Genomic DNA, 24379 nt, shown 5'->3' with positions numbered 1-24379 from the left:
AGGGGATGAAAGGCGCGCATGATCAGCGCGGCGGCAGGTCGGGATAGCTTTGCGCGATCGGCCCGAGCGCGTCGGCCAGCGGGGTCAGCCAGGGTTCGAATCGCCGCCAATGATCGACGCCGCCGGTATAGATGGGCTGGCGCACCTGTTCGGAACTGGCGGTGCGCACCGCCCGGTCGGTCTGCCAGAAGGACAGGCAGGCCGCCTCGAAATCGAGGCCGAGATAGGCGAGCAGCCGGTCGACCTCGCCGAGCGTGTCGGCGACCATCTGTTCGTAGATGACGCGGTGGACCCGGCCCGGCGCGGCCGCGTCATAGGCGGCCATCAGCGCGACATAGTCGCGATAATAAAGGCCTATGTCGGTGAGGTCATAGGTGAAGGCCTGGCCGCGGGCAAAATGCTGTTTCCAGCCGGAAAAGCAGCAGCCCATCGGATGGCGCCGCGCGTCGATGATGCTGGCATTGGGCAGGATCAGCTTGATGAGGCCGACATGCTGCCAGTTGTTGGGCATCTTGTCGATGAAGCGCGGCTTGCCGCTCTGGCGGTGGACGCGGGTCTGCTCGACATATTCCTCGCCCAGACGCCGGCGGTCGGCCGGGGTCAGCGACGCCGCCATGGCCGCGAAATCGGCAAATTCGCCATCGTCCACCCGCGATTGCAGGCGGCTGGCGATCATCATCATCTCGGGCAGTTCCATCGTGCCTTCGACCTGGCTGTGGCTGGCGAGGATCTGTTCGACCAATGTCGATCCCGCGCGCGGCAGGCCGACGATGAAGATCGGGTCGGGCGCGGGGCAGCCGCCATCGCCCATGGCGGCGATGAAGCGCGCGCTGAAGGTCGCGGCGGTGGCCGCCACTTCGGCGGAAAATTCGCCGGCATCGTGGCGGATCATGGCGCGGCGCAGCCGGTTGCCGGCGTCATAATGGCGGAAGGCGGCTTCGTCCGCCTTGCGATCCTCCTGCGCCTTGCCGAGCGAAAAATGGAGGTGGAAGACATCCTCGCCCTCCGTCTGGCCATCGCGGGCCAGGGTTTCGAGCGCGCGCTCCATCGTCGCGATGTCGGCGGCGTCGAGCTTCACGGTCTTGAGGTTGGCGAGGCTCCACCAGGCTTCGCCCATGGTCGGGCGATGATGCACCGCCTGGCGATAGGCATGGACCGCGTCGGCCTGTCGCCCCAGCGTCTTGAGCGCATGGCCCAGATTCTGCCAGACCTGCGGCTGGTCGGGACGGTCGGCCAGCAGGCTTTCATAAATGGAGCGCGCAGCGTCCTGATCGCCCAGCCGCACCAGCACCGATGCGCGGATGAGGTCATAGCCCGGATTATGGATCGGCGAGCGGGCGAGGGTTTCGGCATGGGCCAGCGCTTCGCTCAGGCGGTTGTTCTGCAATAGCAGGCGGATGAGGAAATCGCGGGCGAGGTCGAAGCCGGGTGCCAGCGCGACGGCGCGCTCGACATGAGCGAGGGCGGCATTCATGTCGCCGCGCCGCCATTGCACCTCACCCATCAGGCGGATGCCGGCGGGATCGTCGGGCAGGCGATCGGCGCGCGCCGACAGCAGCGTGGCCGCGTCGTCCAGTCGCCCCTCGTTCATCGCCATTGCCGCTGCCAGCAGGTCGCGATCGCGCGAGGCGGCGTGGACGCCCGACAGGTCGGCACGCCAGGCATCGCCATCGCGCCCAATCGTGCGTAGCAGCCCGGCCAGCATGAACCAGCCGCCGGGGACGCCGGGTTGCTGGCGGGTCAGGCTTTCGAGCGCGCCGATCGCCTGACGCTGGTCGCCGGCTTCCTGCGCGGCCTGGGCCAGTTCCCACAATATCGCCGGGACGCTGGGATGCTGGCGGGCGAGGGGGGCGAGCCGGGCCAGTGCGGCCTTGGGCTTGCCGAGGCGGCGCAGCGCCTGTCCGATCAGCAGTTCGGCGGGGGGCAGGCGCCCGGCCCGGCGCAGGATAGCCTCGGCCTGCGCCAAGGCCGCATCGGGGCGGGCGTCGAGCAGGGCGGCAGCGTCTGCCAGCGCCGTCTGGATGCTGTCGGTTGCCGATACGGCGGACGCGTTCCCCATAGCCCCTCATATTTGTGCGACTGCTCAAAATCTTATGTCGGCCGCAGGCAGGCGTCGAGTCAGCTTGTCGTAAAAGTTTCAAAAAGTCGCCGAACAGCTGCTTGACAGGGCGTGTCCGATCGGCAGTATCGAATTTAGGACAGTTGTTCTGATTGCTGCAAAAGCGAACAGTCCGGGGATTATGGAACAGATAAACAGCGTGGCCAGCGTCTGGCGGCGATCCTGAAAGAGTCTCTCTTTCGGGCGGGGCATCCTTCGCCCTGTCGGCCGCCGGTGCGCGAGGCCATGCGAACGCGTCAGGGAAGGAGACCCGGAGCACCGGGCGAATTTCGCAGGAGAGGACGAGTCGCAACGCGTATCAGGGGGTATTCGTATGGCCATTCGTCTCCGCTCGCGAAGAGTGCGCACGTTCTGCGCGCTTGGCACGAGCACGTTCCTCACACCGATGATCCTGTCCGCGCCGGCACTGGCGCAGGCCCCGGCAGCCGATGCCGCCGCCGCCGATGCGGCCGCCGCCGAGGCCGAGCAGGGGCTGGGCGAGATCGTCGTCACCGCGACGCGCAGCGCGCAGAGCATCCAGAAGGTGCCGATTTCGATGCAGGCGCTGGGCGCGGAGAAATTGCAGGAACGACAGGTGAAGGGCCTGAGCGATTTCGCCGCCCTGCTGCCGTCGGTTTCGTTCGAGGGCATTGGCCCCGGCCGCAACACCGCCTTCTTCCGCGGCATCGTGCCCGCCGGCGGTGCCTATGCCTCGGTCGGCTATTATCTGGACGACATGCCGATCACCGGCACCGAAGTGCCCGATATCCATGCCTATGACCTGGAGCGGGTTGAGGCGCTGTCGGGGCCTCAGGGCACGCTCTATGGCGCGGGCTCGCTGGCCGGCACCATCCGCCTGATCACCAACAAGCCCAAGCTCGACACGTTCGAGTTCGGCTATGACGTGGAAGCCAATAAATATGGCAAGGGCGATTTCGGCGGCCAGCTGGAATCCTACATCAACGTGCCGCTGGCGCCGACGCTGGCGGTGCGGGCCATGGGCTATTATCGGCGCGACGGCGGCTATATCGACAATACGCCCAACAATGGCACGTTCAACGATGGCAGTTCGTCGACGCTGACGCTGGGCGACAACAACCCCAACACATCCTACACGCTCGACAATAGCGACATCGCCAAGGATGATTACAACACCATCCGCGAATTTGGCGGCCGCTTCCAGCTGCTGTGGCAGCCGACCGAGGGCTGGGACATCACGCCCGAGATCACGGCCCAGAAGCAGGTGGCGCGCGGCTATTTCGGCTATGATCCGCGGGTCGGCGACCTGGAAGTCCATGACTATGACCAGACCAAGAATGACGATCGCTGGTATCAGGCGGCGCTGTCGATCCATGGCCATATCGGCGATTGGGACATCGTCTCGGCTACCGGCTATTTCAAGCGCCGCACCCGCACGCTGAACGACTATACCTATTACACGGTCACCTATGACGGCTTCGGGCCGGGCTATGAAAGCTATCTGCAATTCTTCGACAATTGCACGGGCTCAGGCGCCAGCCAGCAGTGCCAGATGATCAATCCGACCCAATATTATCATGCCGACACGCACCGCAACAAATTCACCCAGGAATTGCGGATCTCGACGCCCAAGGACTGGCCGTTCGACGTGACCGTCGGTGGCTTCTACCAGCGGCAGAAGAATGAGCTGAACACCAGCTATGCGATCCGCGGACTGGATACGATCACCGGCTATACCGCGACCGGCGGCGGCGATGTGGCGGGCGGGCTGATCGGCGTGCCGGCCATGTATGGCATCGCCTATGACGAGGACGGCAATCCCTATTTCGATACCAGCGACGTCATCAACGCCAACGGCAATCCGCTGGGCACGATGATCCTGGGCACCCAGGCGGTGAAGGGCGACGCCTTCTATTATGTCGAGCAGGACCAGCTCTATCATGACAAGGCGATCTTTGCCGAAGGCCATTACAACATCACGCCGACGCTGAAGCTGACCGGCGGCATCCGCTATTTCTGGACCGACTACAAGGTTCGGGGCTTTGCCGGCGTGGCCGGATCGGCCGCAGGCGTGGGTTGCACCACGCCGCTGCCCGATGACGAGCGGCTGACCTGCGTCAACACCAACCCCAATGCGGCGGACGGCACCGGCCGCTACAAGGAGGATGGCGAGACCCACAAGGTCGCGCTCGACTGGCAGTTCCAGCCCGACAAGATGGTCTATTTCAACTATTCGACCGGCTTCCGCCCCGGCGGGTTCAACCGGCCGCTGCGCATCCGCAGCCTGGGTAAGATCGTCAATGTCGCGCCGTTCAAGTCGGAAACGCTGACCAATTTCGAAGTCGGCGTAAAGACCACCTGGAACAATATCTTCCGCTTCAACGCCGCCGTCTATTATGAGAAGTGGAACAATATCCAATATGGCGTGGTCGTGTCGGGCGCACAGGGCGCGGGCATGACCGGCAATGCCGGCAAGGCCGAGGTCAAGGGCATCGAATATGATGCGGACCTGCGGCTGGGCAAGGTGACGATCTCCACCTCCGGCGCGTTCAACGATGCCAAGCTGAAGGGCGATTTCTGCAACTTCGCGCTCAATACCGAGACCGAGTCGATCGCCCAGCTGAGCAGCTGTACGCTGGGCGATTTCGTCGAAGGATCGAGCCCGCCGACGCCGCAGGTCGCGGCCGCCAACGGCACCCGCCTGCCGCGCCAGCCGCGCTTCAAGGGGACGACATCGATCCGCTATGACACCGACCTGGGCGACTATGCCGCCTATATCCAGGGCGCGGCGCTCTACCAGACCGGCGCGACGCAGGATCTGAACGTCGAGAGCAACGAGCTGCTGGGCAATACCAAGGGCTTTGTCAGCTTCGATTTTTCGGGCGGGATCAAGAAGGATAATTGGAGCGTCACTCTGTTCCTGCAGAACGCCTTCGACAAGCGTGGGCAGCTGACGCGCAACACCTTCTGCTCGATCGACTTCTGCGCCAACAGCTCGCGCACCTTCACGATCAAGCCGCAATTCTTCGGCATAAGGTTCGGCCAAAAATTCTAAACAGGTCGCCGAACAGGATGGCCATGCCCCGCACGATATGCGCGCGGGGCATGGCCATTTTCATCGGAGTGGCGGGCATGCTGCTCGCCATGCCGGAGCGGCCGCGCGCGCAGGAGGATCATTCCGGCCTGACGCGCGCAGCCTATCGCGCCCGATGCCTGATGTGCCACAGTCGCGCCGCGCCAGAGGGCGTCTCACCGGAGATATTGGCAGGGCTGCATCCCGAACCGGGGCTGAAGCCGGCGGCAGCGATGCCGGGCGTCAGTTGCTGGCGGCGCTGCACCAATTGCTGGCCCGCAGAGCCGCGGGAGGGACGGAAGTAAGTCCCTATTTCTTCTCATATTTCCAGTTGCGGCCCTTGCCCTCGCCAATCCAGTCGACGGCCTGGGCGATGCGCTTGTCGCGGGTGGCGTCGGTCTTCGCCTCATTGATCCACTCGCAATAGTCGCGGATCTTGCCGGGCGGGAAGGCGGCCCAGATGGCCGCCGCCACCGAGTTGGCGGCGATGGCGTCGGCGAAGGCGGGGTGGACGGGCAAAGGCGCTTTGGGCGGCTTGGGGCCGGTGCGTGGGCGATCGCCGGCGTCGATCAGGGCCATGGCCTGGGCGATCAGGCCGGCGATGGCGGCATCGGACGGGAGGTCGGAAAGGACGGTGAGGCGGCCGAACTGGCCCATGGCGTCGTCGCTGGCATCTTCCCTGCCAACCTTGTCATGCCAGAAGCCGAAGGCGGCATGGCCCTTGAAGGCGGCCATGTTGGCGAGATTCTGGTCCTTGTAGGTGAAGAAGGGCATGCCCCATTTGACCGCTTCGCCCATGTCCGGCGACGCGGCGTGCATCAGCGCGCGGATATGGTCGAGAATGGGGCGGGCGAAGTCCGCCTGGGCGGCGATATAGGCGTCGATCCGCGGATCCATGGCCATAGGATGATCCCCCTCGCTGTGCCGCGGGCTCAAGCGGCTGTCCCGATCGGCCGGTGATGCCATCAGCCGATGGATAGTGCAACGCACGGGGCGCAGCGAGAGGGACTGCGGGCGCGCCCCTTTCACGCGCCCGCAGAGCCTGGCTCAGTTGACAGCGCGCGGGGTGTCCGGCGTGTCGAGCAGGGCGATGGCCATGGCGGGGCCACCCGCGCGACGGGCGAAGCGGGCATTATTGTCGAGCGCCTGCCGCTGGAGATCGCGGATCTGCCGATTGTAGCTGGCCTGGGTCGTGGCGAAGAGGATGGTGGCGACATAATTCTGCCCGGCGCCGATGCCGGCGGGCAGCGGATGCAGGGTCGGGATGCTCTGGATGGCGCGCATCGCCGCCTTGTCGAGTTGGCGCGAGCCGGACGAGTTGAGCAGGGCGATGCCGGCCGGCGCACCGCTGTCGCTGCAGGCGAACTTGACCTGGACGATGCCTTCCTCCGGCCCGGACAGGATGGTGGGATAGCGCAGCCGGTTGGAGAGGATGTTGCCGGTGCGTTCGACCCAGCGGTCGAGCGTGGGCGGGGCGGTGGTGGGCGCCGTCACGTCGATCGAGGGGGCGGATGATTGGGCGCGGGATGCGGCCGGCAGCAGCAGCGGCACGGCAAGGCAGAGGCAAAAAAGCAGTTTCATGTTTCGATCTCCTGAGAGCGGATGATCGGCCGGGGGCGGGAAGGACGTCGTTGGTCGGCCCGCATGCGGTCGAAGGTGCAGACGGCGACCCGGCAATGTCTGCACCCGCATTTTTATCAGGCGAAAGATGAAATGACAATTTCACAAATGAATTTGCCATTTAGATGCTTAAGATGTTTGGAAATTAAAATTTAGTTGCAAATGCTTTTCGTGAGAACAGCGTTTCTTGGGCGGCCTCTCTGGCGCTGGATGGCAGGGGAAGGGAGGAAGTCCCGGAAAACCGCGCGCTATTCCGGTGCGCGGACCGGCATGGCGCAAAGCGGCGGGGGCGCGTTCGACCATGGCGGGACGGTCGACTTGAGGCTGGCGCGCCCGAGTCTTCGTCAGCCCTTGTGCCGCGCCGTCAGCAGATAGTTGATCGCTGTGTTGGCCGACAGGGTGAAGCCGCGTGCCGGATCGAAGGCGAGGCCGCTGCTGTCGGTGACTTCCAGGCCCGCGTCTTCGAGCAGGGCGGTCAGTTCTTCGGGGGTGATGAACTTGGCCCAGTCATGCGTGCCCTTGGGAATGCCGCCGATGCTTTCGCCGATGGTGATCATGGCGAGGCGCGACATCGGCGTGCGGTTGGGGGTGGAGAGGATCATCAGCCCGTCCGGCGCGAGCTTGGCCGCGAGGGCGCGAACGAAGGCGGCGGGATCGGCGACATGTTCGATCACTTCCATCGAGGTGACGAGATCATAGCCGCTGTCGCCGACCTGCTCGACCGGGGTGGCGCGATAGTCGATGGCGAGGCCCTGGCCCTGTGCATGGGCGACAGCGACGGCGATATTTTCGGGCGCGGCGTCGAGGCCGGTGACGCTGGCGCCGAGGCGGGCAAGCGGTTCGGCCAGCAGGCCGGCGCCGCAGCCGACATCGAGCGCGCGCTTGCCGCTGAGCGGACGGAAGCCATGATCGTCGCTGTCCCAATGCCGGTCGATCGCGGCGCGGATATAGGCGAGGCGGACCGGGTTCAGCTTGTGCAGCATCGCGCTCGACCCCTTGGGATCCCACCAGTCAGCGGCCATGGTGCCGAAATGGGCGGCTTCCTTCGGGTCGATCGTCGCGGTCGTCTCAGTCATCATGCACCTTGGGTCTTGCTGGGTGGCGAAGCACTCGTGCCGCCGTTCTAGCAGCGGGCGGCGGGAAGGCCAATGTGCCATGCTGTCATAGCTATGTCTTTGAAGGCGGGGCATGTAGGAGCGCGGGTGGCGGCAAGGAGGGCGAGCGGATGGCGGGATTGCTTGCCATATCCGTCGCGGCTGCTAATAGGGCAGCCGTTTTGCCCCTTTGGGACATTTTGTTTCACAATTGGAGCAATGTCCGATCCGATTGCATCGGCTCGGCTGCTCCATATCTTTTGTTGGTCGCGTTTTCTGAAGTCAGCAGGTGTTCCACCTGCTTCGAAAACGCTTAAAGGACAGGTTCGACAAGCAAATGGCGCGCATCGTGATGAAATTCGGCGGCACCTCCATGGCGGGGATGGAGCGAATTCGCAACGTGGCCGCGCGCGTCAAACATGTCGTCGACCAAGGCCATGAAGTGGCGGTCGTGGTGTCGGCCATGGCCGGCGAGACCGATCGCCTGGTCGGCTTCTGCAAGGAAGCCTCCGCCCTTTACGACCCGGCCGAATATGATGTCGTCGTGGCGGCAGGCGAACAGGTCACCAGCGGCCTGCTGGCGATGACGCTGAAGGCGATCGGCGTGGACGCGCGCAGCTGGCTGGGCTGGCAATTGCCGATCCGCACGATCGAGGCCCATGCCAAGGCGCGCATCAGCACGATCGAGACCGATGCGCTGATCGCGGCGATGCAGTCCGGCCAGGTCGCCGTCATCCCCGGTTTCCAGGGCATGATGGACGATGGCCGGGTGTCGACGCTGGGCCGTGGCGGTTCGGACACATCGGCGGTCGCGGTGGCCGCGGCGGTCAAGGCCGATCGTTGCGACATCTACACCGACGTCGACGGCGTCTACACCACAGACCCGCGCATCGTGGCGCGTGCCCGCAAGCTGGACCTCGTCACCTATGAGGAAATGCTGGAGCTGGCTTCGGTCGGCGCCAAGGTGCTGCAGACCCGCTCGGTCGGCCTCGCCATGAAGGAAGGCGTGGTCGTGCAGGTGCTTTCCTCCTTCGATGATCCCACCCAGGACGACCTCCCCGGCACGCTGATCGTGAGCGACGAGGAACTGGAAGCCAAGCTCAAGGAAACCAAGATGGAACGTCAGCTCATCACCGGCATCGCCCATGACAAGAATGAGGCGAAGATCATCGTCACCCGCGTGCCCGACAAGCCGGGCGCGGTGGCCAGCATCTTCACCCCGCTGGCCGATGCGGCGATCAACGTCGACATGATCATCCAGAATGACAGCAAGGACAATGAGGAGACCGACGTCACCTTCACTGTCCCGCGCGCGGACCTCGCCCGCAGCGTCGACATCCTGGAAGCCAACAAGGACGCGATCGGCTTCCGCCGCATCATCACCGACACCGAAGTCGCCAAGATCAGCGTCGTGGGCGTGGGCATGCGCAGCCATGCCGGCGTCGCCGCCACCATGTTCAAGACGCTGGCCGAGCGCGGCATCAACATCGAGGCGATCTCCACCAGCGAGATCAAGGTTTCGGTGCTGATCGACGAGGACGAGACCGAACTGGCGGTGCGCGTGCTGCATACCGCCTATGGCCTCGACGCCCCGGCGGCTTAATCGCTATTTGGCTGAGGCCGGCCTGCAAATGGCACCTTTCTCCGCTTCCGGTGCTCACGTGCTTTAAGCCCGCTGCGTCGGGCCGAGGCGCGTGACTCGGCCCGAGGGTCTCGAAAGGCACCATTTTCGGCTCGGCCTGAGCCAAATATCGGCTATGCCTCGGATGGTGCAATCACCATTTGAGGCAATTCATGTCTGAAGCGATCAAAATCAACTGTGAGGTCTGCGGTCGTCCAAAAGACTATGGACCGCACGTCTACGATTTGCGAAAGCTGCAAGGCTACGGCATCATGGCGTGTACGATATGCTGCTCGGCTAACGAAGATGGTTGGGGACCATTCCCTGAACCTATTATCCTGAAACGACTTGAAGAAAAAGGTATCGAACCTCCTAAGCGCAATGCGAAGGGTTGGTTGCCTTTGGAGTTTTTCCGACGATGACCACTGCCAAACTCGCTTCCCTGATGGCCCGCGGCACCGAATTTCTCGGCTGCGAGAGCGCGATCCTGTGCGGGGCGATGAGCTGGGTCAGTGAGCGGCATCTGGTGTCGGCGATCTCGAACGCCGGCGGTTTCGGTGTGATTGCCTGTGGCGCGATGTCGCCCGAATTGCTGGACGCGGAAATTGCGGCGACCAGGGCGCTGACCGACAAGCCGTTCGGCGTGAACCTGATCACCATGCATCCGCAGCTGTTCGACCTGATCGCGGTGTGCGCCAAGCATGAGGTGAGCCATGTCGTGCTGGCCGGTGGCCTGCCGCCCAAGGGCAGCATCGAGGCGATCAAGGCCAATGGCGCCAAGCTGATCTGCTTTGCGCCCGCGCTGGCGCTGGCGAAGAAGCTGGTGCGATCGGGCGTCGACGCGCTGGTGGTCGAGGGCATGGAAGCGGGCGGCCATATCGGCCCGGTCGCGACCAGCGTGCTGGCGCAGGAAATCCTGCCCGAAATGGCGCAGCAGGTTCCGGTGTTCGTGGCCGGCGGCATCGGCCGGGGCGAGGCGATCGCCGCCTATCTGGAAATGGGCGCCGCCGGCGTGCAGCTGGGCACGCGCTTTGCCTGCGCGAGCGAGAGCATCGCCCATCCCGCGTTCAAGAAGGCCTTCTTCCGCGCGTCGGCGCGCGATGCCATCGCCAGCGTGCAGATCGACCCGCGCCTGCCGGTGATCCCGGTGCGCGCGCTCAAGAATGCCGGCACCGAAGCCTTCACCGCGAAGCAGCGCGAAGTCGCCAACCTGCTGGACAGCGGCGCGGTCGACATGGGCGAGGCGCAGTTGCAGATTGAGCATTATTGGGCCGGCGCGCTGCGCAAGGCGGTGATCGACGGCGATGTCGAGGGCGGGTCGCTGATGGCGGGCCAGTCGGTCGGCATGGTGACCAAGGAAGAGCCGGTTGCCGACATCATCGCCGAACTGATGGCGCAGGCCGCAACGGCGCTGGAACGCCGCGCGGCCTGATCCCCGCTGCCTAAAAAACAGGCTTTATCGGCTTTTAACCAATATCGGGCATGGTTTCCGGCATCAGATTTGTCGGAGACCGTCCATGCGTGCCTCGATCCGTCACCTGCTATTGTGCCCGCTGGGCGGGATTGCGCTGCTGTCGGGCTGCGCGGGGCAGCGGGAGGTGGCGGTTGCGCCGCCGCCTGTGCCGGTGCGGACGCAGCCCGTGCCCCAGCCGCTGCCGCCGATGGGCGCGACGGCCAATATGCAGATACCGCCGATCGGCGCCGATGGCCTGCGCGTCACGCCCAACCGCGACCTGAGCGGGGCGGCAACGCTATGGCATATGCGCATGGCGCTGAACGTGGCCGCCCTGTCCTGCCAGGGGAGCGGCGACGCGGCGCGGCTGCAATATAATGCGCTGTTGGCCCGGCACAGGGCGGCGCTGACGCGGGCCAATGCGCAGGTCGAGGGGGAATATAAGGCGGAGTTCGGCGGCGGCGCGATCGCGCAGCGCGAGCGGCTGAATACTATCGTCTATAATTTCTTTGCCCTGCCGCCGGCGCAGGCGGGTTTCTGCGCGGAGGCGGTGCGGGTGGGGGCGGCCGTCAACAGTCTGCCGACGGACCAGTTGCTGGCCTATGCGCCGACCGGCCTCGCCGCGCTGGAAAAGCCCTTCACCGACTTCTTCGATGCCTATGCCCGCTATCAGACCGACCTGGCGGCATGGCGTTCGGGGCGGACGCTGGCGGCGGCGCCGGTGGTGCTGGAGGTCCGGCTGAGCCGGGCGGACCTGATCGCGGATGATGGCGTGACGGTGCCGAAGGGAGCGATGCCGCGCCTGCTGGCGCGCGCCGACTGAGAAAAATCGGTTATTTCCGGCCTTTTTCGCGATGCTCGGCTTGCCGCATTGCAACCAATTGGGATAGCGGGCTTTTAACAGCAACCGGGCGGGGGTTCAGCGGTGAACCACAGGCGGGGCCGTCCCTGGCTGCGCGTTAAGCATATTTCCTCCGGTGGAAATGCCCGGCATGTTGGCCGGGCCAGATCGTCGGAGTAGTTGATGTTCCTGCCACGTTCCCTGTCTTCCCGTCTGTCGCTGCTTGCCCTGACGGCGCTGGCGGCCTGTGCGACGCCGGTGAAGCAAGTGCCGCCCACGCCGCCGCCGGCGGTGGTGCCGACGGTGATGCCGACCCCGCCGCGCTATTCCGCGCCCGACATGGTGCCGCCCGACAAGGACGAGGCCGGGAAGTTCATCACCCCCAATCGCGATTCCGAGGGGGACCAGGCGCTGTGGCATGTGCGCATGGGGCTGAACGTCGCGGCGCTGGGCTGTCCCGAGACCAATGGCCAGACGCGCATATTGTACAACCAGATGCTGACCGTGCATGGCGCGTCGCTGAAGCGCGCCAACGATACGCTGGAGGTCAGCTATCAGCAGCGTTACGGCAGCAGCGCGATCCGCATGCGCGAAGTGCTGAACACGCTGGTCTATAATTTCTTCGCCCTGCCGCCGGCGCAGAAGGCCTTCTGCCAGAAGGCGGTGGCGACGATGACGATCATCAACGGGCTGACGCCCGACGCGCTGGCCGCCTATGCGCCCAAGGCGCTGGACGAACTGGAGCAGCCCTTCCGCGATTTCTGGGCGGAATATGAGGATTATCTGCGGCGGCTGGAGGAATGGCGCAAGCGCTTCGGCGCGACGGTGAAGCTGGTCGGCCCGGTCGGCGGCGATGATCTGAACGACCATGAGCCGCCGGCGCCGACCGCGCCCGCGCCGATGGGGCAGGTGCCGGCCACGCCGATGCAGCGGCCATCGGACATGATCCTGCCCGATGCACCGGCTTCCGCGCCTGCTGCTCCGGCTCCGGCTGCGCCGGCCCCGTCTGTTCCTGCAACGCCGAGCGCGCCGCCGCCGGTGGTGCCGACCCAGCCGCAGGTGCAGGCGCCCAAATTGCCGTTGCAGCCGGTTCCCGCGCCGCCCGAAAGCTGATCGCCGGTCAGGCGTCGCGCGCGTCGAAGCGGGCGCGGGCGTCCTCGACCGTGGCGAGATTGCGTTCGGCCCAGACCCATACGCCGCAGAAGGCGGCGCTGAGGCTGTTGCCGAGTGGGGTGAGGGCATAGTCGACGCGCGGCGGCACGACCGGATGGACGGTGCGGGTGAGCAGGCCATCGCGCTCCATCTGGCGCAGCGTCTGGGTCAGCATCTTCTGGCTGATCCCCTCGACCGCGCGGCCGACCTCGGTAAAGCGCAGCGTGCCGCGCTCCTCCAGCAATTCCAGGATCAGCATCGTCCATTTGTCGGCCACCCGGCCGATCAGTTCGTTGACGAGTCGCTCTACCCGCGGATCGAGATCGGTCGGCGGATCATGGTCGAGATACTGCTCTGCGGCCGCTATTTCGGCGGTGGCGAAGCGGGATTCTAGAGGATTTGCCATTTCTTACCTTTGGGTGCCTATGGCACTTTTCGGTGCCTTCTTTCCAAAAGAGAGTATAGGCCTAAATTGATGGGCAAGCCACCAAACTAAGGAGCTTTCCCATGAAAAATTCCGGCAACACCATCCTCATCACCGGCGGCGGTTCGGGCATCGGCGCGGCGCTGGCGCATGAATTCCACGCAGCGGGCAACCAGGTCATCATCGCCGGGCGGCGGCAGGCGGCACTCGACGAGGTGGTCGCGGCGCACCCCGGCATGGCGTCGATGGTGATCGACATGGAAGATCCGGCGGCGATCGCCGCCTTCGCGGACAAGCTGGTCGCCGACTTCCCGGCACTCGACGCGGTGCTGCTGAATGCCGGCATCATGGTGGCAGAGGACCAGATCGACCTCGCCATTGCCGAGGCGACGGTGGCGACCAATCTGCTCGGCCCGATCCGCCTGACCCATGCGCTGCTGCCGCATCTGCTGGCGCAGAAGAGCGCGACCATCCTGACCGTGTCGTCGGGCCTGGCCTTCGTGCCGCTGGCGGCGACGCCGACCTATTGCGCGACCAAGGCGGCGATCCATGGCTGGTCGATCTCGATGCGCGAGCAGCTCAAGGACACGAGCGTCGATGTGGTGGAGATCGTGCCACCGGGCGTGCAGACCGACCTGATGCCCGGCCATGCCGAAAATCCGCAGATGATGCCGCTCGCCGATTTCATCAGCGAGACGATGGGCCTTTTGCGGCAGGAGCCGACCCCGGCCGAAATCCATGTCGAGCGGGTCAAGTTCCTGAGCGAGGCGACCCGGCGCGGCGAATTCGACCAGGTGTTCGGGATGCTGAACGGGGCGCATTGAGACCCTGACCCTTGTCTCCTGCCGGGGGGAGGACTATCTGGGCTTCGTCAAGCGAGGCCACGTCCTCCCCCGCCATGCGGGTTTCAAGTCCGGGACGGCCCGGCGCCCCTCTTGAAGGAGCGCCATCATGGCCTGGATTGCCCTGTTTTTTGCCGGATTGCTGGAAATCGTCTGGGCCTTTGCGATGAAGCAGTCGCATGGTTTCACCCGGCTGGTGCCGAGCCTCATCACCCTTGGCGCGATGATTGCCAGTTTCGGCCTGTTGTCGCTGGCGATGCGCAGCCTGCCGCTGGGCACCGCCTATATGATCTGGACCGGGATCGGGGCGCTGGGGGCCTTTGCCGTCGGCGTCGCCTTCCTGGGCGAAGCGATCAGCCCGGCGCGGCTGGCGGCGGCGGCGCTGATCCTCTCCGGTCTTGTCATGATGAAGCTGGCGTCGCCGGGCTGACGGTTGAGGGCGCCTTGGGCGGTAGGGGGAAGAGGCGGACGAAGCGTTCCGCCAGCGCCCGGTCGCCCTCCATTTGCAGGGCCGGCGCCATCGCGGCGAAGGACTGGCCGCCATAGACGATGGCGGCGAGTGCATTCTGGTCGCCGGTGAAGATCAGGTCGGCGCCGGCCGCTTCGCCCCGATCGATGCTGAAATCGCCGTCATGGAGCGTGGCGCGAAATTCCTCCTCACCGAAGCGGAAGCCGATCGTCGCATCCAGATCGCCGATCGCGGCGCGATCGATCATGGTGCGCATCGACATCACCACCGACACCTGGCTCATCGGCATGCCCGGCTGCATCGTCGGCGATCGGCAGGCCCAGCGGCCCAGCACCATGAACAATATTTCCGACTCGCGGCCCCATTCGGTCAGCTCGTAAATCTGGCTGGCGGCGGGCGGGGGCAGCCGGCGACGGACAAGGATGCTGGCCGCTTCCAGTTCCTCCAGCCGCTGGGTCAGCACATTGGCGCTGATTCCGGGCAGGCTGGCGCGCAGGTCGGTGAAGCGCTTGGGGCCGAGCAGCAATTCCCGCATGATCGGCATCGCCCAGCGATCGCCGATCAGATCGAGCGCATGGGCGGTGGCACAGCCATCCTGATAGGCGCGTTTGCGCGGGTTGGGACTCATTGGTTATCTTTTCTAACTTGTCTGTTGCATAATATAATCTTCAGGCGCACAAAGTTCAAGTCGGCGACTCACGACAAGGTGCGAGCCGCCGGGAAAGCATGAGGAGAGAGACGATGGCCGATGCGCCCGCGCCGAAGATGATCTTCGTCAACCTGCCCGTCACCGATCTGCCCGCCGCGATCGCCTTCTATGAAGCGGTCGGCGCCGTGCGGAACAATGATTTCGCCGATGACAGCGCGCAGATGATCAGTTTTTCCGAGACGATCCATGCGATGCTGCTAACCCATGAACGGTTCGCCGGCTTTACCCCGCGCAAGATCCCCAATGCCCATGAAACCGCGCAGGTACTGCTGTGTTTGAGCGAGATGAGCCGGGACGCGGTGGACGTGACGGTGGACAGGGCGCTGGCGGCGGGCGGGACCGAGCCGAACCCCAAGCAGGATCATGGCTTCATGTATGGCCGCAATTTTGCCGATCTGGACGGCCATATCTGGGAAGTGATGTGGATGGATGTCGCCGCCGCAATGGCCGCGAACCAGGGAGAAACTGCCGACACCTGATGTCGACGACCTTGCAGAAGGAGAGAGACGATGAGCTATATGGACGGGTTCGTGATCCCGGTGCCCAAGGGCAACAAGGAACGCTACAAGGAGGTCGCGGCATTCGCCGCGCCGATCTTCATCGAACATGGCGCGCTGCGCGTGGTCGAATGCTGGGCCAACGACATCAAGCCCGGCAAGGTCAATGATTTCCGCACTGCCGTCATCGCCGAAGAGGATGAGGAAGTCGTCTTCTCCTGGATCGAATGGCCCGACAAGGCGACCCGCGATGCCGGCGCCGAGAAGGTGATGAAGGATGAGCGGATGCAGCCCAAGGAGGGCGAGGACATGCCCTTCATCGGCGCGCGGCTGATATATGGCGGGTTCGAGGTGCTGGTCGACCACAAGTAAGATTGACCGCCATTCCGCCCAGGCGGGCCTGCAAAGCGCGCTTTTCTGCGTTCCGGTGCTCACGTACTTTAAGTACGCTGCGCTCCGTTACTCGAAAATCACGCTTTTCGGCTCCACCTGACCGCAATGACGATCAATCCTGGAACTCGTGTTTTCGGGAGACGGACGATGACCGACTTCAATGGCAAATTCTTCTGGTATGAACTGATGACCAGCGATCCCGCGGCGGCGCTGGCCTTTTATGGCGATGTCGTCGGCTGGACGGCAGAGCCGTTTGGCGGCGATCTGCCCGACGGCCCTTATCAGGTGATTTCCGGCAGCGCCGGGCCGTTGGGCGGTGTGATGGCGATCCCGGCCGAGGCGAAGGATTGTGGCATGACGCCCTGGTGGGGCGGCTATGTCGGGTCTGCCGATGTCGATGCCGATGCCGAACGGCTGAGCGCGGCCGGGGGCAGCGTGAAGCGTCCGCCCGAGGATATTCCGGGCGTCGGCCGCTTTGCGGTGATGGCCGATCCGGGCGGCGCGGTGTTCATGCTGCTCAAGGGATCAAGCCCCGAGGGGATGGATGCGCCGCCGCCCATGGCGCCGGGCCATGTCGGCTGGCACGAGCTATATGCCGGCGATTTCGACAAGGATCTGGCCTTCTATACCGGGCAGCTCGGCTGGTCGAAAGGCGAGGCCATGGATATGGGCGAGATGGGCAGTTACCAGCTTGTCTCGCAGACCGGCTCGACGGACTTTGACGGCATGACCGGCGGCATCATGCTGGTGCCGCCGATGATGCCGGTGCCGCTATGGCTGTTCTACTTCACCGTCGGCGACATCGATGCGGCGGTCGAGCGGGTGACGGCCGGTGGCGGCACGGTGCTGCAGGGGCCGATGGAGGTGCCGGGTGGCGCCTGGATCATCCAGGCGACCGATCCGCAGGGCGCGATGTTCGCGCTGGTCGGCAGCAAGGGAGAGGGGTGATGGACAAGATTTCCCCTTGCCTGTGGTTCGACGGCCAGGCCGAGGAGGCGGCGCATTATTATGCGTCGGTGTTCGGCGGGTCGGTCGACCATGTGAGCTATTATCCCGAGGTCAATCCCTCGCCTTCGCCGCTGCCGGGCGGGAGCGTGCTGCTGGTCGAGTTCAGCCTGTTCGGGCAAAGCTATCAGGCGTTGAACGGCGGGCCGCAATTCAGCTTCGACGAGGCGATATCGCTGTCGGTGGCATGCGCGGACCAGGCCGAGCTGGACGGCTATTTCGATCGACTGACCGGCGATGGCGGCACGGCCGGGCCGTGCGGCTGGGTAACCGACAAATATGGCCTCTCCTGGCAGTTGGTGACGCGCCAGATCATGGACAATTATCATAGCGGCGACCGCGCCGGCATTGCCCGCATGATGCAGGCGATGATGACGATGCAGAAGCTGGACAGCGGCGCGATGCACGCGGCGTTCCTGGGAGAGGCGGCATGAGCGGGGCGGAGCATGAATTGTCGGTCACCTGCCTGATCGAGGCGCCGCGCGAGATTTGCTGGAAGGTGTGGACCGACCTCAAGGACGAATGGTTCTGTCCCAGACCCTGGCGGGCCGAGGTGATCGAGGAGGATATGCGCCCCGGCGGCCGCAGCGCGGTGCAGATGTTCGGGCCGAATGGCGAGGAAACCGGGCCGATGGAGGGCATTTTCCTGGAGGTGGTGCCCGGTGCGCGGATCGTCACCACCGACGCCTATGCCGCCGGCTGGATACCGCAGAGCCCGTTCATGACCGCGATCTGGGAATTCGCGGCGGAGAGCGATGGCACCCGCTTCACCGCGACAGCGCGCCATTGGGACGCGGAGGCGAAGGCGCGGCATGAGGAAATGGGATTCCATCCCGGCTGGGACGAAATGATGGCCCAGTTCAAGGCGCTGTGCGAGACGTCGGCCGCGAGCGCCTGAGCGGATCGCCGGCGGGCTGGTCGGGCACCAATATTTCCGCCGGGTCCATTTTCGACATGGCGATGGCGGCGCGCATGAAGAGGAGGGCGGGGCGCAGCGATGTGTCGCCGCTTTCCTGCACCAGTTCCCGCAGCGCGCGGACGAACAGGTCGGGCCAGCGTTCGATATCCACGCCCTGGCCGCGCAGGATCAGCGCGGTGGCGCTCCAGTGGCGCTGGAGCAGGCCGATCATGTCGGCATAGTCGCGGGAGTCGCCGACACAGGCATCGGTCATCTCGCGGAAGATCGGGCCAAGTAGCAGCGCCGGCTTGCCATCGCCCAGGCCCGCCCAGAGCGAGCCGGGATATTCGGCGAGCAGGCCATTCAGGGCATCGCCGAAATAGCGCAGCCGCCCGTCATGGGTCGCGACCTCGATCAACGGGGCGGCGGTGCCCTCCTGCTCGGCGCGATGGCGCAGCAGCATCTGGCAGGCGAAACCGGCCAGGGCGCCAAGCGTCTCTTCGGCCGAACGGGTGCGCGGCGGACGGACCCGGTCGAGCAGGCGGCGGGCGAGCGCTTCGTCCGGATCGAGCAGGGCGGGCATGCCCTGTCGCGCGCGATCGACGCGGTGCAGGCCGCGCGTGGCGTGGCGGACCCAGAGGAAAAAGGTGATGCTGAACAGCGCGAAGCTGGCCGCCATGGCGCCGAGCAGCGGCAGGGCGTAGGCGTGGCGCAGTGGCGGCAGGAACAGCGCGAGCAGGCAGAGCATCGGCAGCAGGGCGAGCGGCAGCAGGCGCGCGACGCCACGACGCAGGCGCTGCGCGGTGGCCATGTCGGGGATGGCATATTGGCCGCCGATCAGGCCGAAGGGCATGAACAACGGGCGGCCGTCCGCGCCATGGCCAAAGGCGCTGTCGATGAAGCTGGTCGTGAGGCGGCGCATGGCAAGGATCCGGCAGGAAGGAATGCGGGCGCGCCGCGGCGGCAGCCTGACGGGGAAGCTGTTACCGGAATATGAGGGGATGGGATGAAGGGAGTGTTTACCCTGTTGGGCCAGATCGCCCGAGACGGAAGCGTCACGCGCATTCGCCGATGGCGTGAAACAGGCGCTATTCTTTGGTTCTGGGCCATGTAGACAAATTCGGGCGGTCTGGAAGCGACCAGAAGCGGACGTTTCCTACTCCCCTCCCTTCCAGGGAGGGGCCGGGGGTGGGTGCGCCGCGTAGCGGCGGTCTACGGTCGATAGGGCAGAAGCTCGCTACGCTCGCCACCCACCCCAACCCCTCCCTGGAAGGGAGGGGCTATGTCTTGTTCCCACCCAACTCTGTCACCCAAGCGAAGGCTGGGGTTTGAGGCGGTGGCAGAAGGAGGTCAGCCGTCTTGCGCTATCCGTTGTCCGCGCGGTCGCCTGCCTGAGATGCCAGCCTTCGCTGGGGTGACGGGATAAGGGGCATTGCGCACCCTACCCATCCTCGCCATTCGGCGGGCGTCGGACTTGTGCGCGCGCGGTCTAGCGGGGTTTCGCGATTTCGACGGCGTAGATGGCGGGGCTGCCGGCGACATTGCTGCGATAGACCAGCCATTTGCCGTCGGGGGTGAAATGCTGGTTGGGTTCGAGCGTATAGTCATGGCTTGTCAGATCGACGAGCCGTTCCGTCTCCAGCGTGCCGGTGGCGATCAGCGTGTCGCCGTCCAGCGTGTTGCGGGCGCGGGGATTGTCGTCGGGGCGGGGGTGGAAGAGGCTGATATATTTGCCGTCATTGGCGCCGTCGCCGGAGAAGCTGCGGCCGTCGGGCGATGAGGCGAAATGATAGGAGCCCTGGCCCGGACGGATCGCATACCAGCGGCGCGCGCCATTGGCGACGTCATGGCCGGCGAGCCAGCGCATCCCCTGCGGCATGATGAGGTCATACCAGATGGTGCGGCCGTCGGGCGCCCAATATTCATGGCCGGCAATCTCGCCCTGCAGGATGCGCTGATGCACCTTGGTCCTGGCGCTGCCATCGGTGCGGATGGTCCAGATACGATCGACCTGCTGCCAGGGGCCTTCATGGCAATACATGAGCAGATCGGGATCGGTCGGCGAGAATTGGACATGGTTGAGCCAGTCCTTCGACGCGGTGATGCGGCGCTGCTGGCCGGTGGCGATGTCGATCGCGAAGATTTCCATCGGCACGCCGGCGGCGAGCCGGGCCTCCATCCATTTTTCCTTGGCGGCGGCGAAGGAGAGGGGGCGGCCCTGATCGTCGGTGCCGCTATAGCTGGGCGAGCCGGTTTTCGGATCGCGCTTGCCCTGGGCGGCGATGGCAGGCGGCGGCGGGGCGAGTTCGCGATGGCCGGCGAGTAGCGTGTCGTTAGCATTGATGGATTCGATGCGGCCACCCGGCATTTCGGCAATGCGGCGCCGCTTGCCGCTGTCGAGATCGACCGACCAGACGATGAAGGACGGCTCGCCCTCGCTGCTGCCGGTCGGGTTGGTGGTATAATAAGCGACATTGGCGCGGTGGCCGACGAACAGCAGCCGGTCGACCTTTTCCTTCAGCACCAGCCGGGTGGTCCAGTCGCTCGTGTCGGCGACCCGGATACCCTCCGGCGTCAGATAGACCATGCGCTTCCCGTCGGGGGTGAAGGGATTATAGTTGAAATAGAGGCCGTAATTGCCGGGCCGGTCATCGACGCGGACGATGCGGTGGCCGGTGGTCGGGTCGGTCCAGCTGGCGGGCGCGGGTGCTTGCGCTGCGACGAGCAGGGGAAGGGCCAGCCCGATCATTGCCTGCCTCAACCGCATCCCATCCTCCCAGTTCAAGTTCAATTTGCGGGATTGGATACCGCATATCGGGAATTTGGCAAGGCGGCTGTGATCGCGGCGCGGCGCGTGCTTGCCGGGCCAAGTCTTTGACAGAGGAGGGCAATAAGGCGCGGGCTTCTGAAATATTCGTGAAATGACGGGGCAAAATCGGGTGGCCACAGACGGGGCGGAGATTTTCCACCCAGATGAAAGGCCATGACATGACTTATCCCTCGCTCCTGACCCTGGGCGCCGCCGCGCTGATGGCGACGCTGGGCGCGCCGGCCATGGCGCAGGCGCCGCATCATGGCGCGAGCCAGCCGGTGAGCAGCAAGGCGCCGGCCAAGAAGCCTGCTCCGGCAAAGGCCCAGCCGGCCAAGGCCCAGGGCCGTTCGACCGGCGCGGCGCACCAGAAGGCCTGCCGCAATCGCTACAAGAGCTATGACGCCAGGCTGGACAGCTATCTCTATCGCGGCAAGCGGGTGCGCTGCACGCTCTGATCGCGATCGACACGGGGCGGCGCCGGGGGACGGCGCCGCCCCGTTCCTGTTTTCATGAAGAAGGACGATGCGCGATGCGCAAGATGATGATCGGGGCGGCGCTGTTGCTCTGTTCGGCGCCGTTGCTGGCCCAGGGGGGCATGGGTGGCATGGGCGGTGGCCCGCCCGGCGGCGGCGGCCCTCCCGGTGGCGGCGAAGGCCGGCCGCAAAAGCCGCGCGAGATGAAGCCGATCAAGCGTAGCCAGATCGACAGGATCGTGACCGCCATGTTTGCCGAAGCCGACAGCAATCGCGACGGCATCGTGACGATCGACGAATTGCGGCTGGTGGTGCAGGCGCGGCGCGAAGCGATCATCCGCACGCGTTTCGACGCGATCGACAGCAATCATGACGGCACGCTGAGCCTGGCCGAGTTCCAGGCGTGGCAGAGCAGCATGGGATCGGTCGCGCTGTCGGAAACGGGCGCGATGGGCGATCAGGGCGGGCCGGTGGCCGAGGCGATCATGCCCAAGCTGGGCGACGACCCCGAGGATGCGATACTGGGCCGGCTGATCGAACCGCTCAATGCCAGCGCGATCGCGCAGGCCAACAGCAATTATGATGCCGGCGCATCGCTGGAGGAAGTGCTGGCGTTCGAACATGCCCGCTTCGACGCGGCGGACGCCGATCATGACGGCGTGCTGTCGGCCGAGGAGATGCGCAGCCTGATGCCGCGGCGTGGTCCGTGGGGAGGCCCCGGCGGTCCGGGTGGACCGGGCGGCGCGGGCGGACCGCCGCCGCGCAACTGACGGGATTGATGCCGATGCCTTGCCTATCCTTGTCCTGCCGTCGGGCGGGCAGCGCCCTGCTGCTCGCCGGATGCAGCCTGTTCGCCCTATCGACGCCCGCTGCGGCGCAGAGCGTGGCGAGCGACGATATCGTCGTCACCGGGCAGGCGCCGCCGGGCGCGGTGATCGGCGACATTCCCGCGCAGAACCAGCTCGGCCGTGCCGACATCGATGCCTATGGCGTCGGCACGGTCAGCGAATTGCTGGACGAGATCGCGTCGCAGACCAGCAGCAACCAGGGGCGCAGCGATGACGGCCCGGTGGTGCTGGTCAATGGCAAGCGGATTTCGGGCGTCAACGAGGTCATCGATCTGCCGACCGAGGCGATCTTGCGGCTCGACATCCTGCCCGAGGAGGTCGCGCTCAAATATGGCTATGATGCGCAGCGCAAGGTGGTGAACATCATCCTGCACCGCCGCTTCCGATCGCAGGTCGCCAATGCGGGCGGCGGGATGGCGACGGCGGGGCAGGGCGAAAATCTGGCCGGCGACGTCGGCTATACCCGCATTCGCGACAATGACCGGGTGAGTGTGACGGCGCGGGCCAAGTCCTCCGCCTCGCTGCTGGAAAGCGAGCGCGATGTGATCGTCGATCCGGAGGCGGCGGGCGATCCGACCGGGCGGGTCAGTGACGACCGCGCCTATCGCACCCTGTCGCCTGCCACCCGCAGCTATATGCTGAACGCCACGGTCGCGCATCAGTTGAGCGAGACGGCGAACCTGTCCTGGAACGGGCGGGCGGACTACAAGACCAGCAAGGCGCTGAATGGCCTGCCCACCGGCAGCCTGACCGATGGCGACGAGACGGTCGACCGCATCCTGTCGCTCGATCCGCTGCATCAGGATACGCGCGCGCTGACGCTGAGCAGCGGCATCAGCCTGAATGTCGACCTGTCCAAGACCTGGCGCATGTCGGTGATCGGCAGCTACAGCCATAGCGACAGCCGCACCGACAGCGATCGCGGCTATGATCTGGACGATGTGCAGGCGGCGCTGGACGCGGGCGATGTAGCGACCGATGGCGTGCTGCCCGCGAGCCTGCTGGGGGGCATGGGCACGCAGAAGGCGCGCGCGTTGCAGGACACGGGCAGCGCCAGCCTGCTGGTCAATGGCAAGCTGTTCAAGCTGCCGGCCGGCAATGTCGGCATGAACCTGCGCCTGAGCGGCGACACGAGCAGCCTGCGATCGTCCAGTATGCTGGATGGGGTGATGTCGCAGCGGACCGCGAGCCGCACCAATGGCGGCGCGCAGATCAGTTTCGACCTGCCGATCGCCAGCCGGCGCAATGGCTTCCTGCCGGTGCTGGGGACGCTGACCGCCAATATGAACGCGTCGGTGACGCAGGTTTCCGACTATGGCACGCTCGGCACGCTGGGCTATGGCCTCAGCTGGACGCCGCGCACCGGCATCACCATCATCACGGCGGTCAATAATGACCGGACCGCGCCGACGCTGGACCAGCGCAACAGCCCGACCATCACGACCAGCAATGTACGCGTCTATGACTATGTGCGCGGGCAGAGCGTGACGGTGACGCAGGTGAGCGGCGGCAATCCGGCGCTGACCGCCGACAATCGCCACCAGTTCAAGCTGGGCGCGACGGTGAAGCCGCTCACCAAGGTCAACCTGACCCTGTCGGCCAATTATGTGAGCAGCGAGACGCGCGACGCGATCATCAGCCTGACCGGCGTGTCTTCCGCATTGGAGGCGGCCTTCCCCGATCGCTACAGCCGCGACGAGGAAGGGATGCTGACGCGGATCGACACACGCTCCGTCAATGTCGCGCGCGAGGAGGTGAAGCAGCTGCGCTGGGGCCTCAATTTCACGCAGCTATTGCGCAAGCCCAAGCGGCCCGAGCCGCCGGCCGGCTTCGTGCCGCCATGGCGGCGGACGGCGGTGCAGGGCGATGAGGCGCAGATGGCGGCGCCAAAGGCGGAGGGTGGCGACGGGCAGCCCGCAGAGGGCGCGCCCGGCGGTGGTCCCGATGCCGAGCAGGATGCGATCCTGGTCGATGGCCATCGGCCCGATGATGCGACGCCGATGGGGCCGCCCGGCGGCTTTGGCGGGCCGGACGGCTTCGGTCCGCCGCCTGGCCCCCCGCCCGATGGCATGGGGCCG

The 24379-nt window shown here is 65.5% G+C and carries 25 protein-coding genes; 17 read left to right on the top strand and 8 right to left on the bottom strand.

Going from position 1 to position 24379, the window contains the following annotated elements:
* Positions 1-22 precede the first annotated feature (22 nt).
* The gene (locus A0U87_RS18625; protein WP_137405874.1) at positions 23-2059 is read right to left on the bottom strand and encodes a tetratricopeptide repeat-containing sulfotransferase family protein; all 2037 of its coding nucleotides are present in this window, start codon (positions 2057-2059) and stop codon (positions 23-25) included.
* A gap of 445 nt (positions 2060-2504) precedes the next feature.
* Here A0U87_RS18625 and A0U87_RS18620 point away from each other — a divergent pair, with 445 nt between their 5' ends.
* Both A0U87_RS18620 and A0U87_RS18615 read left to right on the top strand, forming a co-directional pair.
* Positions 2505-5132: a TonB-dependent receptor gene (locus A0U87_RS18620; RefSeq protein WP_048937696.1), complete on the top strand. Its 2628-nt coding sequence runs from the start codon at positions 2505-2507 to the stop codon at positions 5130-5132.
* 50 nt (positions 5133-5182) lie between these two features.
* Positions 5183-5455, top strand: a complete 273-nt coding sequence (locus A0U87_RS18615; RefSeq protein ID WP_107917693.1) for a hypothetical protein — start codon at positions 5183-5185, stop codon at positions 5453-5455.
* Between the two features lie 4 nt (positions 5456-5459).
* Here A0U87_RS18615 and A0U87_RS18610 read toward each other — a convergent pair whose 3' ends face one another.
* The 3 genes from A0U87_RS18610 to ubiG all read right to left on the bottom strand — a co-directional run bounded on the left by A0U87_RS18610 (position 5460) and on the right by ubiG (position 7849).
* Positions 5460-6053 carry a YdeI/OmpD-associated family protein gene (locus A0U87_RS18610; RefSeq protein WP_048937695.1) on the bottom strand — a complete coding sequence of 198 codons (594 nt, stop codon included), beginning with the start codon at positions 6051-6053 and terminating at the stop codon, positions 5460-5462.
* Positions 6054-6197: 144 nt separating this feature from the next.
* Positions 6198-6731, bottom strand: coding sequence for an energy transducer TonB (locus tag A0U87_RS18605; protein ID WP_048937694.1), 534 nt, complete (start codon positions 6729-6731; stop codon positions 6198-6200).
* 383 nt (positions 6732-7114) lie between these two features.
* Positions 7115-7849, bottom strand: coding sequence for a bifunctional 2-polyprenyl-6-hydroxyphenol methylase/3-demethylubiquinol 3-O-methyltransferase UbiG (gene ubiG, locus A0U87_RS18600; protein WP_048937693.1), 735 nt, complete (start codon positions 7847-7849; stop codon positions 7115-7117).
* A 352-nt stretch (positions 7850-8201) separates the two neighbouring features.
* Between ubiG and A0U87_RS18595 the strand changes: the two genes are divergently transcribed.
* The 5 genes from A0U87_RS18595 to A0U87_RS18575 all read left to right on the top strand — a co-directional run bounded on the left by A0U87_RS18595 (position 8202) and on the right by A0U87_RS18575 (position 12892).
* Entirely contained in the window at positions 8202-9467 is a 1266-nt protein-coding gene (locus tag A0U87_RS18595) for an aspartate kinase (protein WP_004208043.1), read from the top strand.
* A 191-nt stretch (positions 9468-9658) separates the two neighbouring features.
* Entirely contained in the window at positions 9659-9907 is a 249-nt protein-coding gene (locus tag A0U87_RS18590) for a hypothetical protein (RefSeq protein ID WP_137405873.1), read from the top strand.
* Positions 9904-10917, top strand: a complete 1014-nt coding sequence (locus A0U87_RS18585) for a nitronate monooxygenase (RefSeq protein WP_017501365.1) — start codon at positions 9904-9906, stop codon at positions 10915-10917. Before A0U87_RS18590 ends, A0U87_RS18585 begins: the two co-directional genes overlap by 4 nt.
* 85 nt (positions 10918-11002) lie before the next feature.
* Positions 11003-11761, top strand: a complete 759-nt coding sequence (locus tag A0U87_RS18580; protein ID WP_048937692.1) for a hypothetical protein — start codon at positions 11003-11005, stop codon at positions 11759-11761.
* A 201-nt stretch (positions 11762-11962) separates the two neighbouring features.
* A complete protein-coding gene (locus A0U87_RS18575) occupies positions 11963-12892 on the top strand; it encodes a hypothetical protein (RefSeq protein ID WP_048937691.1) in 930 nt (309 codons plus the stop codon).
* 7 nt (positions 12893-12899) lie between these two features.
* Here A0U87_RS18575 and A0U87_RS18570 read toward each other — a convergent pair whose 3' ends face one another.
* Positions 12900-13337 carry a helix-turn-helix domain-containing protein gene (locus A0U87_RS18570; RefSeq protein WP_048937690.1) on the bottom strand — a complete coding sequence of 146 codons (438 nt, stop codon included), beginning with the start codon at positions 13335-13337 and terminating at the stop codon, positions 12900-12902.
* A 101-nt stretch (positions 13338-13438) separates the two neighbouring features.
* Here A0U87_RS18570 and A0U87_RS18565 point away from each other — a divergent pair, with 101 nt between their 5' ends.
* Complete coding sequence (locus A0U87_RS18565) at positions 13439-14179, top strand: SDR family oxidoreductase (RefSeq protein WP_048937689.1); 741 nt, start codon at positions 13439-13441, stop codon at positions 14177-14179.
* Positions 14180-14306: 127 nt separating this feature from the next.
* Positions 14307-14627 (top strand): quaternary ammonium compound efflux SMR transporter SugE, encoded by a 321-nt coding sequence (sugE, locus tag A0U87_RS18560; RefSeq protein ID WP_010337553.1) that lies wholly within the window; start codon positions 14307-14309, stop codon positions 14625-14627.
* On the opposite strand, the gene A0U87_RS18555 is transcribed toward sugE, so the two are convergent.
* On the bottom strand, positions 14599-15294 hold the full coding sequence (locus A0U87_RS18555; RefSeq protein ID WP_048937688.1) for a helix-turn-helix domain-containing protein: 696 nt from the start codon (positions 15292-15294) through the stop codon (positions 14599-14601). The genes sugE and A0U87_RS18555 overlap by 29 nt on opposite strands.
* Positions 15295-15407: 113 nt before the next feature.
* Between A0U87_RS18555 and A0U87_RS18550 the strand changes: the two genes are divergently transcribed.
* The 5 genes from A0U87_RS18550 to A0U87_RS18530 all read left to right on the top strand — a co-directional run bounded on the left by A0U87_RS18550 (position 15408) and on the right by A0U87_RS18530 (position 18168).
* The gene (locus A0U87_RS18550; protein ID WP_048937687.1) at positions 15408-15854 is read left to right on the top strand and encodes a VOC family protein; all 447 of its coding nucleotides are present in this window, start codon (positions 15408-15410) and stop codon (positions 15852-15854) included.
* A gap of 30 nt (positions 15855-15884) precedes the next feature.
* On the top strand, positions 15885-16244 hold the full coding sequence (locus tag A0U87_RS18545) for a DUF1428 domain-containing protein (protein WP_048937686.1): 360 nt from the start codon (positions 15885-15887) through the stop codon (positions 16242-16244).
* Between the two features lie 168 nt (positions 16245-16412).
* Positions 16413-17213 (top strand): VOC family protein, encoded by an 801-nt coding sequence (locus A0U87_RS18540; protein ID WP_048937685.1) that lies wholly within the window; start codon positions 16413-16415, stop codon positions 17211-17213.
* Entirely contained in the window at positions 17213-17704 is a 492-nt protein-coding gene (locus A0U87_RS18535; protein WP_048937684.1) for a VOC family protein, read from the top strand. Before A0U87_RS18540 ends, A0U87_RS18535 begins: the two co-directional genes overlap by 1 nt.
* On the top strand, positions 17701-18168 hold the full coding sequence (locus A0U87_RS18530) for an SRPBCC domain-containing protein (protein WP_122927881.1): 468 nt from the start codon (positions 17701-17703) through the stop codon (positions 18166-18168). The genes A0U87_RS18535 and A0U87_RS18530 overlap by 4 nt, the downstream gene beginning before the upstream one ends.
* On the opposite strand, the gene A0U87_RS18525 is transcribed toward A0U87_RS18530, so the two are convergent.
* Together A0U87_RS18525 and A0U87_RS18520 are read right to left on the bottom strand one after the other, a co-directional pair.
* Positions 18131-19090: a hypothetical protein gene (locus A0U87_RS18525; protein ID WP_048937682.1), complete on the bottom strand. Its 960-nt coding sequence runs from the start codon at positions 19088-19090 to the stop codon at positions 18131-18133. The genes A0U87_RS18530 and A0U87_RS18525 overlap by 38 nt on opposite strands.
* A 567-nt stretch (positions 19091-19657) precedes the next feature.
* Positions 19658-20917: an oligogalacturonate lyase family protein gene (locus A0U87_RS18520; protein ID WP_048937681.1), complete on the bottom strand. Its 1260-nt coding sequence runs from the start codon at positions 20915-20917 to the stop codon at positions 19658-19660.
* A gap of 239 nt (positions 20918-21156) precedes the next feature.
* Here A0U87_RS18520 and A0U87_RS18515 point away from each other — a divergent pair, with 239 nt between their 5' ends.
* The 3 genes from A0U87_RS18515 to A0U87_RS18505 form a co-directional block, all read left to right on the top strand.
* Entirely contained in the window at positions 21157-21435 is a 279-nt protein-coding gene (locus tag A0U87_RS18515) for a BA14K family protein (protein WP_234415627.1), read from the top strand.
* 74 nt (positions 21436-21509) lie between these two features.
* Positions 21510-22223, top strand: coding sequence for an EF-hand domain-containing protein (locus tag A0U87_RS18510; RefSeq protein WP_137405872.1), 714 nt, complete (start codon positions 21510-21512; stop codon positions 22221-22223).
* Positions 22224-22237: 14 nt separating this feature from the next.
* The coding region (locus A0U87_RS18505; protein ID WP_137405871.1) for a TonB-dependent receptor at positions 22238-24379 on the top strand (2142 nt) is incomplete at its 3' end.

This window comes from Sphingobium sp. MP9-4, assembly GCF_005281675.1.
Lineage (GTDB): Bacteria > Pseudomonadota > Alphaproteobacteria > Sphingomonadales > Sphingomonadaceae > Sphingobium > Sphingobium yanoikuyae.
This window is presented reverse-complemented; position numbering and strand designations above follow the sequence as displayed.

Excerpts from the sequence above, each read along its gene's own strand:
- A0U87_RS18615 (WP_107917693.1), top strand. The coding sequence starts at position 5,183 with ATGGCCATTTTCATCGGAGTGGCGGGCATGCTGCTCGCCATGCCGGAG.
- A0U87_RS18625 (WP_137405874.1), bottom strand. The coding sequence starts at position 2,059 with ATGGGGAACGCGTCCGCCGTATCGGCAACCGACAGCATCCAGACGGCG.
- A0U87_RS18590 (WP_137405873.1), top strand. The coding sequence starts at position 9,659 with ATGTCTGAAGCGATCAAAATCAACTGTGAGGTCTGCGGTCGTCCAAAA.
- A0U87_RS18555 (WP_048937688.1), bottom strand. The coding sequence starts at position 15,294 with ATGAGTCCCAACCCGCGCAAACGCGCCTATCAGGATGGCTGTGCCACC.
- A0U87_RS18585 (WP_017501365.1), top strand. The coding sequence starts at position 9,904 with ATGACCACTGCCAAACTCGCTTCCCTGATGGCCCGCGGCACCGAATTT.
- A0U87_RS18540 (WP_048937685.1), top strand. The coding sequence starts at position 16,413 with ATGACCGACTTCAATGGCAAATTCTTCTGGTATGAACTGATGACCAGC.
- A0U87_RS18610 (WP_048937695.1), bottom strand. The coding sequence starts at position 6,053 with ATGGCCATGGATCCGCGGATCGACGCCTATATCGCCGCCCAGGCGGAC.
- A0U87_RS18605 (WP_048937694.1), bottom strand. The coding sequence starts at position 6,731 with ATGAAACTGCTTTTTTGCCTCTGCCTTGCCGTGCCGCTGCTGCTGCCG.
- A0U87_RS18535 (WP_048937684.1), top strand. The coding sequence starts at position 17,213 with ATGGACAAGATTTCCCCTTGCCTGTGGTTCGACGGCCAGGCCGAGGAG.
- A0U87_RS18545 (WP_048937686.1), top strand. The coding sequence starts at position 15,885 with ATGAGCTATATGGACGGGTTCGTGATCCCGGTGCCCAAGGGCAACAAG.
- A0U87_RS18595 (WP_004208043.1), top strand. The coding sequence starts at position 8,202 with ATGGCGCGCATCGTGATGAAATTCGGCGGCACCTCCATGGCGGGGATG.
- A0U87_RS18520 (WP_048937681.1), bottom strand. The coding sequence starts at position 20,917 with ATGATCGGGCTGGCCCTTCCCCTGCTCGTCGCAGCGCAAGCACCCGCG.
- A0U87_RS18580 (WP_048937692.1), top strand. The coding sequence starts at position 11,003 with ATGCGTGCCTCGATCCGTCACCTGCTATTGTGCCCGCTGGGCGGGATT.
- A0U87_RS18565 (WP_048937689.1), top strand. The coding sequence starts at position 13,439 with ATGAAAAATTCCGGCAACACCATCCTCATCACCGGCGGCGGTTCGGGC.
- A0U87_RS18515 (WP_234415627.1), top strand. The coding sequence starts at position 21,157 with ATGACTTATCCCTCGCTCCTGACCCTGGGCGCCGCCGCGCTGATGGCG.
- A0U87_RS18570 (WP_048937690.1), bottom strand. The coding sequence starts at position 13,337 with ATGGCAAATCCTCTAGAATCCCGCTTCGCCACCGCCGAAATAGCGGCC.
- A0U87_RS18510 (WP_137405872.1), top strand. The coding sequence starts at position 21,510 with ATGCGCAAGATGATGATCGGGGCGGCGCTGTTGCTCTGTTCGGCGCCG.
- A0U87_RS18550 (WP_048937687.1), top strand. The coding sequence starts at position 15,408 with ATGGCCGATGCGCCCGCGCCGAAGATGATCTTCGTCAACCTGCCCGTC.
- A0U87_RS18525 (WP_048937682.1), bottom strand. The coding sequence starts at position 19,090 with ATGCGCCGCCTCACGACCAGCTTCATCGACAGCGCCTTTGGCCATGGC.
- A0U87_RS18575 (WP_048937691.1), top strand. The coding sequence starts at position 11,963 with ATGTTCCTGCCACGTTCCCTGTCTTCCCGTCTGTCGCTGCTTGCCCTG.
- A0U87_RS18530 (WP_122927881.1), top strand. The coding sequence starts at position 17,701 with ATGAGCGGGGCGGAGCATGAATTGTCGGTCACCTGCCTGATCGAGGCG.
- A0U87_RS18620 (WP_048937696.1), top strand. The coding sequence starts at position 2,505 with ATGATCCTGTCCGCGCCGGCACTGGCGCAGGCCCCGGCAGCCGATGCC.
- sugE (WP_010337553.1), top strand. The coding sequence starts at position 14,307 with ATGGCCTGGATTGCCCTGTTTTTTGCCGGATTGCTGGAAATCGTCTGG.
- ubiG (WP_048937693.1), bottom strand. The coding sequence starts at position 7,849 with ATGATGACTGAGACGACCGCGACGATCGACCCGAAGGAAGCCGCCCAT.